The sequence below is a fragment of the Vibrio cionasavignyae genome, from assembly GCF_050337155.1.
GTDB lineage: Bacteria > Pseudomonadota > Gammaproteobacteria > Enterobacterales > Vibrionaceae > Vibrio > Vibrio nomapromontoriensis.
In genome coordinates, this window is the sequence record NZ_JAKJSR010000040.1 from 20050 (window position 1) to 31084 (window position 11035).

Sequence of the window (11035 nt, forward strand, 5' to 3'; positions counted from 1 at the left end):
TTGTATTTCTATGTAGTGACCGTTTATTTATCAATGGCGTACGTTAAGTATGAAAGCATACCTTATCATAGCGATTGCAACCCAGGCTTTGTGCTATGATCTGCGCTTCGTTTACTCTGTGGTTTTTTAACAAAATACGGTTTTAGCACAGTACGGTTTATTAGTGAGAATATATTACAATGATTCGATTTGCGGCAGATGCAATACCTTTCACACCATTTTTAACGGATATTAGTGAAATTACGCCTCCAGAACGCTTTACGTTTCCCTATTATTATTCGCCACACCCTCTAGCATTAAAGGCTATAAGTGAACTGCAACATCATCTTGAATTTCACAGCCAATGGCAGCATGATTTTACCGCTTGTGGGAAAATGTTTGCGGTTTTGGTTGTATCGAACCTAGACGGAGAAATTGGCTATTTGTCATCGGTACGTGATGAGGGCGAGGAAAAGGAAGTAGCTCACGACTATCCAACATTTTTGGTCGATTCTATTTATCAATCGCATCACTATTCTGTCGAAGTCATTACATTAACCGAAAAGATTCAAGCACTAAAGCACGAAATTGAAGCTAGAGCTAGCGCGCCAGAATGGCTGGAAATTCAACAAGATCTGTACGCGAAAACAATGCAATCGGAACAAGAAATATCGACATTGGGACGTGATATTCATTATGCGAAAGTTGCGAGAAAACAACAGAGAGCAGAGTTAGAAGAGTGTTTAGGCGTATCGGTTGATGAAGATGAGCTTCAACGTGTGGTTAACGAACTTGGTGCGCAAAGTAGCCGTGAAAAAAGAGCGCTTAAATCTTTGAAAAAGCACTGGGAAACCATTCTTTTTGATCATCAAGCATTGCTGAATAAATTTCAGTTGCCTATCGAGAGTGCTCAAAATCAGCTTGATGAACTTAGCCAATTACTGCTTGTTGAAAAACAAAAGTGTTGCCAGTTTTTAAACCAATCGGGTAAGAGTAAAAGTTACTTTGAACTGTTCAATCAGCCACGGTTGCAGAGTGGCAAAGCCTTGGAGGCTGACACACATTCTATTTCTGATGTTAGTGGGCAAAACTTGCCTAAACTATTGCAAGCCGCATTTCAGCGAGGCTTGACACCATTGGCATTGGGAGAGTTTTGGTGGGGCGCTTCACCTTATGATCAGATTCGCCAGCACAAAAATTTATACCCCGTTTGTCAAAGTAAATGCTTTGAAGTGTTACAGCATATGTTGGAGGGGTTAATGATTGACCCTAGTCCTCTTGAGCAGACTCCATCATACGATAAATCATTAGAGATTGTTTATGAAGACGATGTGCTGGTGGTCGTGAATAAGCCTGCAGAATTCTTATCCGTTTCTGGTAAGTATATAAGTGATTCGGTGCAAGCTCGAATGCAAGCAAGATACCCTCATGCTACAGGACCTATGATTGTTCATCGCCTAGATATGTCGACATCCGGATTGCTTGTGCTCACACTTTCTGCTGAAGCAAATAAGCACGTACAGAAGCAATTTATTGAGCGCAGGGTAGAAAAGCGTTATACCGCGTTACTTGAAGGTCAGATCCAGCAGGAGGCTGGAGTTCTCACGTTACCACTTCGAGGTGATTTGGCTGATAGGCCAAGACAAATGGTGTGCCATGATCATGGAAGGCCAGCGGAAACGACCTTTAGGGTCGTAGAAGTAAAAGATAACCGAACCAAAATTCACTTATTTCCTAAGACAGGACGAACTCATCAATTACGTGTGCATTGTGCTCATCAAGCAGGTCTCAATACACCAATTGTCGGTGATGATTTGTATGGGTTTAAGGATACACGTTTACATCTCCATGCAGGCTATTTGAAATTTCAACACCCAAATACGGGAAATACGATGGAGTTCGAAGTCACAGCCGATTTCTAATATCAAACCGAAGCTAAAAGGTCGTGCTATTTATACAAATAGTACGGCTTAATCCGTCTTAGAACTTCCTCATATTTCACATCTCAATATACTGATTTAATTAAATTTTGTTCTCTTTGCTAATTCTATTTCTCTGTTGATTGAGTGACAACAAGACTAGAAAAGCAATCGTTTTTGTTATGTTTTAACCTTATTTATCACTTGAACTTATCGATGCCTGAGCTATAACAGTATAAGCATATAGTTTATATGAGAGTACTCTCAATTCAACTATATGCTTATTTTTGGGTTGTCAATAGTGAGGGTGTGCAGTTATCGTTTTGTTTGCAAAATTACCAATAAGATTTAACTCATTGCAGGTAGATGCTGAGTGTAAGCAGTTCAATAATGGTGGTTGGGTCAGCCATGTCAATCAAGCTGCTTACGTGGGAGGTTGGGATGTATTGCCTCTGCGTGTATTGGAGAAATATATGTCGGCGCATCCCATTCTACAGAGCTTTTCTATTGAGGCTAACGGTCGGTGGAAAAATCGTAGCTTTATGGACGGCTGCCCGAATATTTGTGCTTTGCTTGCGCGACTCGACGTCCCCATTCAATCCGTTCGATTAATGCGTCTTCATTCTCATTCCGTCGTGTTACCTCACCGTGATAAGGGGCTTTCTCTAGAGAATGGTGAGGTGCGTTTGCATATTCCAATTACTGGTGCTGAAGAGGTTGATTTCTTAGTTGGCGATCAAAGAGTCCCAATGGCAAGAGGAGAGGTTTGGTATATCAATGCCGACCAAGAACACCAAGTCATTAATCAAAGTGAGCATTCAAGAGTGAATCTTGTCATTGACTGTAAAGTATCACCGTGGTTGAGAAAACAGATTGATGAAAGTCATGAAGTGACTCAGGTAGCGGGATGTACCTGATTTGAATATTGGATTGCACAATAGAATAGGGTCTAGCAATTGAAAAACAAGTGTTTTGCCTTCCTACTTTTTTAAAGTGATTTCGAGAGATAAGGACATCATTGGTGAAGAAATTGGACATATCATCGCAGAAAACGACGTTTGAAAATCAGCGAGATTTAACGGTGAACTTCGCAGAGCCAAAAGTGGATCCACTGCTGCAGTACTCCATTCGCGAACAGCTAAAAGCGTTAACGACAGAAAAACTGACGGATTGTCAGCGACGTGCCAATCTATGCGAAAGCATCAACGTTGTCGTTGCTACATTGCTACAGCAAGAAACAGCTGAGCATGAAGTACTGACTAAAATTTTCCAAGATATGTATGACCATGTGCTGCAATCGATGGCAAAGGCGGCGATTTCACAGCAGAGCCTAACCCATGAGTACCTTAGTCCTACAGGGTATGTGATGTCGCCTTTAAACTGTCGCACAACCATTAAAGATATCTATCGTCTGCATCGTTTTATTAGAGGAATAGACAAGGCAATCCAGGCTCGTTTAAAAAGCGATACTGTTATCCGTGTTCTCTATCCAGCGTGCGGTCCGTTTGCTCCGTTGGTTTTACCATTGATTCAGTATTATCAGAGCAATAATCTAGCAACCGAACAGCAGATCCAAATCACTCTTGTCGACGTCCAGCCCGGTGCCATTCAAGCGGTGACTCAGCTGATCTCTGATCTTTCTATTCAAGGTTTTATTGAAAATATTGTTGAAGCTGATGCCACGCTTTATGAGCCTGAACAGACCTTTGACCTTTTAATTTTGGAAGCGATGCAGCATGGCTTTACCAAAGAGGGGCAATTGAGCATAGCCAAGCACTTAATTCAGTTTTTGAGCGTTGATGGTGTGTTGATTCCCCAGCAAGTCTCAGTGCAAGCCATGATGGTGCATGGAGAGAATGAGTTTAACCAGCAGTGGAAGGAATCCGCATTTTCTCATTCGACAAACCTTGATAGAGAAGTGGTCCAAGATCGTGTCGAGCTAGGCGAAATTTTCCAAATTAGTAAATCGAGCTTGCTGGCGTTGGAAGAGGTGATGCTTCCTTCGCAAATCAAAATGGTTAGAGCAAATTGTATCTCGTTGCCGACGGGCATTGAAGATATGAAAGATAGGATTTTGGCGATTTATGCGACGTTGAAAGTGTATTCAGATGAGTTCATCAGTGAGTATGATTCCGGAATCACTCATCCTAAGCCCGATATGACATTCTACGTCGATGCTCCCCCTAGGGCTGCGCAACCTGAACATTTTTTGACGTTTAGTGGTAACGACGTTCAGTTCTATTATCAACTGACTGGTTTGCCGGGTTTTGTTGCGTTGCAAGCGGAATAGGAGGTGTGGTTATGGAACTAAAATTTGCGATATTTACTGGCAGCAGCATGGCGATGTCGATGATTGCAGCTTTGCACCACAGACAACAACTCGCTTGTGTGGTGCTGCCTGACGGTGAGAACAACCCAGATTTATCGCAACTCACTCAAGTGCTTGCTCAGAGTGGTATACCGGTAATTCAATATCAAAACGGTAACGAAGCCGACTTGGTTGCGCAGCTCGACGGTGTGCGCGCCAACGCTGGGCTGGCTTTCTTTTTCAGGCATAAATTTACTGATACTGCTATTCACTATTTTGGCGACAAGTTTTTCAACTTACACCCAGGCAACTTACCCAGTTACAGAGGCCCATCACCGATCTATTGGCAAATACGAAATGGTGAGCAAGAACTGCTTCTGACCCTACATCGAATAGATCACGACTACGATACCGGCGATATTGGTGCGCAATTAATTGTCAATATTCACCCCTTTGACACCCTACTTAGCGTGAGCCAAAAAGTCGCGCAATCTGCCCCTTATTTACTGTGTGATTTTATTGATGCTTGGCGAGAGGGGAGGATTGAGTGGTGTGCTCAAAGCCATCAAGAGGTATCGAGTTCATGGCAGGGTAAACGGGTAGAGAGTGACGACTTGGTTATTGATTGGCTCCAGCATAGCAGCAAGATGGTGGTAGATATGGCACGGGCGGGCAACCCTCTTTATGGGGGAGCGTTGACTGAGTCAGCTTACGGGCAATTTCAATTGCTGCAGGCAACCGCGGTTGACGGTGTTTTTGTTGGGATTAAAGCCGGAACGGTGGTTGAGGTGAGTTTAACGGCAGGGCTGGTTGTACAGACTATTGATGGGCAAGTACGGATAGATATTGTGTCTACGCCTCAGGGAGTAATGAGTGGGTATCGGTTTGCGCAGCTTTGGCAGATTAATGCGGGTAGTGAGCTGGGTGCTTCGGCTTGCCGATAATGAGATTAGCAGAAAATTTAATGGTCTTGCGGATTGAATTCGCGATGAGTGATTCAAACACAGTGATAAGGATATAACGATGGCAACGGAACCATTTTTAGGAACAATGATGCCTTTTGGCGGCGACTTTACCATTCGTGGTTGGGCGATGTGTAGAGGCGCATTACTGGACATAAATCAAAACCAAGCACTTTATGCCGTTCTCGGAACGTACTACGGCGGAGATGGTCGAGTCAATATGGGGCTGCCAGATTTGCAAGGTCGTAGCCCTGTTGGTTTTGGTGTCCGTCCTGGAGGGTATCGTTACCTACTGGGTAGGGGGCAAGGAAGGGAGGAAGTAACATTAACGGAGCGTGATTTACCACGCCACAACCACGACGCGACATTTAGTTCAAGCGGTAATATCCCGATAACTGCCAGTTTTAATGTGGCAACGAATGTTGCAGGTACGGCTGAAGCAACGTCCAGTAGTTACTTTGGCGCTAACTCGAATGCAGCAATGTATTTTACACCTAGTTTGACAAGACCGACTCTCACGGAAATTAAGGGACTAGAAGTTACTGGGGGTGGAACGGCTGGAGGTGATGTTGTAATAGCTGATGCTGGATCGAGCACGCCGAGAATTAATATCTTAAACCCACAGCTTTCAGTGAATTGGCTAATGGCGGTCAGTGGGGCATTTCCAACACGGAACTAGATAGTTTGAGCTGTAACACCGCTGACAACGTAATAAGCAAATGGATAGGCGAATAAAAACGTGGACGTTTTAAAAACAGTACAACTAGCATCAGTGATAGGGTTGGGGTTAATTAGTAGTTTTTCCAGTGGGGTGCGGGCTGCGCAGGCCACGCTGGACTACTCTCAGTTACCACCCGCGGGAGTGGTCGCTGATAATACGACGCAAGTTAGTTTAACCACTAACATCGATCTTACGATTGACTGGGGGACGGGAACTGAGGCGAATAGCCTGTTTACCGATCACTCGGTAGAGATTGCTAGCGGTTTGGCTATCGCACCTGTAGATAATGGCGGACAGTTGTTTAATAATACGACGGGTGGATTTCAGCTGCTTGGGAGCAGTTCGTTTTCTATTGACGCTATGAAGCTTTGGCGAAGAGGCGCGACGGGTAGTAATGACCAATCGTTTACTGTTATAGGTTTTAAAGACAGTAGTCAGGTGATTAGTGATACTTTGTCATGGACACAACTAGGTGTAGCTGATCAAGAAGTTTTTACTCGTGGTTCAGGGGCGTGGGATGATGATGCCGCGTGGGATAATATAGACAGACTGGTTGTTAGTTGGGCAACCACTGCAGATGGTAACGGCGGCGTAATAGGTAGTAGCGCATTCCAGGAAATCGCCGTGGTATCATTTACGGTGTCAGATGCAACAGTAAGCGATAGTTCAGCGCCGGTATTTGAAAATAGCACTCCCGGCCTTAGTGGAACAACGGCATCAAGTTCAACACTCACTGTCGATCTTGATGAAGATGGTACCGCGTACTACGTTGTCGTCGCTGATGCTTCCTCTGCGCCTACAAGCAGTCAAGTAAAAGCGGGGCAGGATGCAGCGGGAAGCAACGCACTAACGTCTGGCTCAATGACCACAACGAGTACCGTAGGCTCGGCATCTATCAGTGGCTTGAATGATGGTGACAATTACGATGTGTACGTTGTTGCCCAAGATAATGCGAATAACCTACAAGCAGCACCTACTAAACTTGATCTGGCAACACTTGACACTGCCCCTGATGTTTCCTCCATTACGGTTTCAGGGTCGCCAGCATCAAACGCGACGAGCATAGACTTTATCGTCAATTTTTCCGACTCTGTGGCGAATATTTCGACAGATGATTTCACAGCGAAACTAGGCGGTGCAGTCAGTGCAGGGCTGTCGGTCTCTGCTGTGTCTGCAAGTTCCGGTAGTAGTGTGACGGTGACGGTGGCAGTGAGTAATGTTGCAGGAGACGTTCGACTTGATTTAAACGGCAATACCAACATAGCTGATGAGAGCAGCAATACACCTCCGGCTTATAGCGCAGGAGCGACTCATACCACTGATGCTACAGTCCCTACTGTAACCTCTATTGCTCGTAAAACGCCCAACTCTGAGTCAACGAATGCCGATAGCTTACTGTGGACCATCAGTTTTTCTGAAACGGTGAGTAATATTGATACCAGTGACTTTGTTGTTTCTGGTACTACAGCAACGATAAGTAACGTGTCAGAAAACTCTGGTTCCAGTGTTGATGTTACCGTGTCGGGTGGCAATTTATCCGTCGTGAACGGAACCGTCGTGCTAGCACTTTCTGACAGTAATAATTTGAGTGACGGTGGCGGAAATGCTATTTCAGTACGTACTCCGACAGGCGCTAATGAAAGTTATAGCCTGGATAATTCTGCGCCGAGTTTTAGCTCTGTATCTGACAGTAATAACGGGAAATACAAGGCAGGTGACGCTGTCACTATTAGCGCTAGCTTGGGCGAAGCAGGCTTAACGGTCACCGCGAATTTATCAGTCCTTGATAGTGACTTTGCTACTGATGTCGCGCTTAGTAATCTTGGCAATAATACGTACTCGGTCACCACGCCAGCGCTAAACCTTCAAAGTAATATGCAAGAAGGCAGCAGTCTCACGGTGACCATTACCGCCAGCGACGCGCTAGGCAATCAATCTACGGACAGTTCTTTATCCTTATTGCTCGATAAGACAGCCCCAACCTTTAATGCTTCGGGCTCTACTCCGTTAGATAATGCAAAGGGAATCGCGGTTGCCAATAATCTCGAGCTAGACTTTAGTGAAGCGGTGGCGCTTGTTGCGACTAAAACCATCCAACTTTATGACGTGACCAATTCCGCGATTTTCGAAACCTACACCATTGATGATACCGCTTCTGCGACAGGATCATTAGGGGGGACGCTAACACGCTCCGGTGACACGTTGACCATCAACCCTAGCAGTGATTTTTTGGTTGGTACTGAGTATGCGCTGGTGGTGGATTCAGAGGCCATTATTGATGGTGTCGGTAATGCTTTTGCTGGGATCTCGGATTACGCCGTCTACAATTTTGTTACGCTTCCAGAGCTTTCCATTAGCGTTGCTCAAAGTAATATTATTGAAAATGCTGGCGCAACGACCTATACGGTTGCATTGCTGGATGGCAAAGGTAATCCATTTACCGCCACTGAAGCGTTGATCATTGATATTCTGTTTACCGGTGTCGCGACGCTGGTGGACGATTATACCGTTACTGGCTTGAATGGCTCTAACCAAATTACGGTTGATCAAGGTAATTCATCGGCCACCTTTAGCGTTACCGCTGTGTATGATGATGCGGTGGATGACAATGGCGAAACGATTATTGCAAGCCTTGATTCAGTATCGTCAGGCGTTGCAAACATAGGCAGTGGCAGTAGTGCCACGGTCACGATTAATCAAAACTCTGTGCCTGTATTTGCAGGGCTCGATTCGACACCTGCGTATACCGAAGATGGCTCGGCGGTGGTGATTGACAGTGATGTAACGATCTCGGACGCAGAGTTAGATGCACTTAATGCAGGTAGCGGCAATTATGATGGCGCTTCTCTTACCATTTCACGCAGTAGTGGTGCTAGTAGTAACGATGTGTTTGGTCATTCGGGCTTATTGGGGACGTTAACTGAGGGAGGAGACCTCACCTATAATAGCGTCGTTGTGGGTACGGTAACAGCCAATAGCAATGGCTCGCTAACGTTGACCTTTAATAGTAGTGCGAGTACGGCCGTTGTGAATAATGTGCTGCAGAACATTACTTATGAGAACAGCGCCAATGATCCCGCCAGTTCGGTTTCTCTGAAATTTGTATTTAATGATGGGTTAGAAACCACTTCGGGATCGAATCTCGTTGTTGCATCAATCACTGAAATCAACGATGCCCCCACACTTACTGCGCTTGGTCTTAATCCCGTGTTTATAGAAGGAAGCAGTGCCGCGCAAGTATTTAGTGGTAGTAGTGTCAGCACCGTTGAGGCGAATCAAAACATTAATGGGTTGACGATGACCGTCAGCAATGTGTCCGATAGTGGCGCAGAAAAGTTGACGGTCGATGGGGTCAGTATCATTCTTGATTCGGGACAGTCCGGCACGACATCAAGTGGCTTAAGCTATACGGTATCGGTTGAGTCGCAAATTGCGACGTTAACGTTAACTAGTGGGTCACTGACCGAAGCTGAATCTCAATCGCTCGTCGATTCAATTACTTATCAGAATGACAGTCATGATCCGAATGCAAGTAGTAATCGTACTGTATCCCTCACTAATATTTCGGAATCGGGGAGTGAGAACACTAAGTCTAACTTAGCTATTACTTCATCGGTAACGATAACCGCCGTTGATGATGAGCCGACAATTACCGCTAACGTGCGAAATCCTACCTATAACGAAGGGGCATCTGCGAGTTTACTCTATTCTTCGTCAGTCATTGATACGATCGAGAGCGATCAGTCACTGACAGGTGCGACGCTTACGGTTTCAGGAGTCGTTGATGCTGGCAGCGAAGCGATTGTCATCGATGCTACGGAAGTACTATTAAGTGATGGACGAACAGGAAAAACTTCGACCAACAACATCGATTATTCCGTGTCACTATCGGGAAATGTAGCAACCATCACGCTATCAAACGTTAATGGAACTGTTTCTCAAGCACAGCTATTGCTCGATAATTTGGCATACATCAATACATCGGATGATCCAACGGAAGGTGACCGCGTTATTACACTTACCCAGATTACGGATAGCGGCTCTCTAACAGGTGATAATGATAATGTGAACGACACCTTGACTCTGGCTTCAACAGCAGCAGTGAAAGCGGTTAATGACGAACCAACATTAGTGTTAACACCACAAAATCCAACGTTCACAGAAAATGGTACATCGGTTTCACTGTATGCATCTTCTACGTTGAGCACTGTAGAAATGGGGCAATCGGTTAAAGCGCTGGCATTGAGTGTTGCTAATGTAGTGAACGGAAGCAGTGAATACCTAATTGTTGATGGTGAGGATATTGCACTGGTAGATGGTACGGTAGGCATTACTCAAAGCAATAGCTTCCAATATTTAGTGCTACAAGTGGGAGAGTTACTGCTTGTAACGGTTCAAAAAGAAGACTCTGAGGCCGCCTATCAAACCCTCCTTGATTCTGTGCAATATAAATACGAGGCAGAGGACATGACGTCGGGTTCTCGAACGGTCGCGGTATACGGATTAACGGATAACGGGCAAAAATTAAATGGAGGAGATGATAGCAATACGGAATTGAATTTATCGGCAACCATTACCGTGATTGGCGTGAATGATGATCCAACTATTTCCATTAGTTCCACGCTTAGCACTGACGAAGACAACAACCAAACTTTGAGCTTTAGCTTTAGCGATGTGGATGGCGATACGGTGACGGCGAGTGAGAAAACCGCGCCAAGTCACGGGGCGATTGCTATCAGTGGCGAGGACATTGTTTATACGCCAGACGATAACTTCAACGGTAGTGACAGTTTCACTATTACGCTGACCGATGGTAATGGCTTCACCACCGATAAAACGGTGAATGTGACGGTTGATAGTGTCAATGATGAGCCCACGATCACCATTAGTTCCACGCTTACCACTGACGAAGACAACAACCAAACCTTAAGCTTTAGCTTTAGTGATGTGGATGGCGACACGGTGACGGCGAGTGAGAAAACCGCGCCGAGTCATGGTGCAATCGCCATCACAGGCGAGGACATTGTCTACACGCCAGAGGCTAACTTCAACGGCAGTGACAGTTTCACTATTACGCTGACCGATGGTAATGGGTTCACCACTGATAAAACGGTGAATGTCACCGTTGATAGCGTCAATGATGAGC

6 protein-coding genes are annotated in these 11035 nt (G+C 45.2%); all 6 read left to right on the forward strand.

Translation table 11 applies throughout. The annotated features are described in order from the left end of the window. Positions 1-179 precede the first annotated feature (179 nt). Positions 180-1901: an RluA family pseudouridine synthase gene (locus tag L4D74_RS24475; protein ID WP_428754999.1), complete on the forward strand. Its 1722-nt coding sequence runs from the start codon at positions 180-182 to the stop codon at positions 1899-1901. Positions 1902-2254: 353 nt separating this feature from the next. Next, positions 2255-2815 (forward strand): aspartyl/asparaginyl beta-hydroxylase domain-containing protein, encoded by a 561-nt coding sequence (locus tag L4D74_RS24480; protein ID WP_428755000.1) that lies wholly within the window; start codon positions 2255-2257, stop codon positions 2813-2815. Between the two features lie 104 nt (positions 2816-2919). Further along, positions 2920-4188, forward strand: coding sequence for an SAM-dependent methyltransferase (locus L4D74_RS24485; RefSeq protein WP_428755001.1), 1269 nt, complete (start codon positions 2920-2922; stop codon positions 4186-4188). A gap of 11 nt (positions 4189-4199) precedes the next feature. After that, a complete protein-coding gene (locus L4D74_RS24490; RefSeq protein WP_428755002.1) occupies positions 4200-5150 on the forward strand; it encodes a methionyl-tRNA formyltransferase in 951 nt (316 codons plus the stop codon). Positions 5151-5229: 79 nt separating this feature from the next. Then, positions 5230-5847 (forward strand): phage tail protein, encoded by a 618-nt coding sequence (locus tag L4D74_RS24495; protein ID WP_428755003.1) that lies wholly within the window; start codon positions 5230-5232, stop codon positions 5845-5847. Positions 5848-5907: 60 nt separating this feature from the next. Then, on the forward strand, positions 5908-11035 hold a 5128-nt coding region (locus L4D74_RS24500), incomplete at its 3' end, for a beta strand repeat-containing protein (RefSeq protein WP_428755004.1).